This window comes from Streptococcus oralis (assembly GCF_003943825.1).
In the GTDB taxonomy this organism is placed as follows: Bacteria; Bacillota; Bacilli; order Lactobacillales; family Streptococcaceae; genus Streptococcus; species Streptococcus oralis_CD.
This window is the reverse complement of the sequence record NZ_RJNJ01000037.1, coordinates 1-988: the sequence shown is the minus strand read 5'-3', so window position 1 is coordinate 988 and position 988 is coordinate 1. Positions and strand designations below refer to the sequence as shown.

Annotated in this window: 1 protein-coding gene; it reads right to left on the bottom strand. The window is 40.7% G+C overall.

Annotated features, from left to right (window positions below):
• Positions 1 to 59: 59 nt before the first annotated feature.
• On the bottom strand, positions 60 to 988 hold a 929-nt coding region (locus D8863_RS10400; RefSeq protein WP_142999484.1), incomplete at its 5' end, for an amino acid permease.

The following is a 988-nucleotide window of genomic DNA, read 5'->3' as shown; positions in this document are numbered from 1 at the left end:
TTTCAATAGACTGTCAAACTAGAAAAAAACTCACCAAGCTGAGTTGATGAGTTCATAAGTTATTTTCTAAATTTCCACTGACTATAAATTCCGAAACCGATAATCCAGATAGCTGAACCAATTGCTCCCATAAAGGTAGATTCTTGTAAAAAGAGGGTTACAAAGACAAAGATAAAGAAGAGCATGGTTAAAGGATTTAGAAAACGATAATGGGGCATGAGGTAGCCATCCGCCATGAAGTCTTGTGACTTGCGGTATTTGAGATGAGCCACCATGATCAAGATATAAATCGCGATGTAAACACCTGATGAAGACGCCGTAATCAAAGCAAAGGCATCGGAAACACCTGGCAAAACATTGATAAAGGCAGCCAGAGCAATTAAGATTGCTGAAGCAATAATAGCATTTTGTGGAACATTATGGCGAGAAAGAGTATCTGCCTTGATCGCTTTTAAGAAGCGATTGGGTGAATCATGGGCAATCTGGTAGAGGTGTCGCCCTGTTGAATAGAGGGTCGAATTAAGAGCAGATGCGGCCGACGTCAAAACGACGAAGTTAATCAGAGCTGCCGCCCACTTGATACCTGCTAGTTCAAAAACCGTTACAAATGGTGAATCTGAAGAAGCAAGTTCTCTCCAGGGAATAATAGACATAATGGCTAATAGAGCACCACCATAGAAGAAGACAATTCGGAGAGGAATTTCTTTAACTGCTTTTGGCAAAACCTGACGAGGATTCTTCGTTTCAGAGGTTGTCACTCCGATAAATTCAATCATCAGATAGGCAAAAAATACCATTTGAAAGGCCATGACAAAGTTCATGACTCCATTTGGGAAAAGAGAGAATTGATTGCTGATATTTGCCAGACTTGCGGCACCATATGGTGTTTCAAATCCTGTCAAGACCATAAAGACCCCTGTTGCAATCATAGCTAAAATAGCCACAATCTTAACCATAGCAAACCAAAACTCGACTTCTCCAAAGAGCT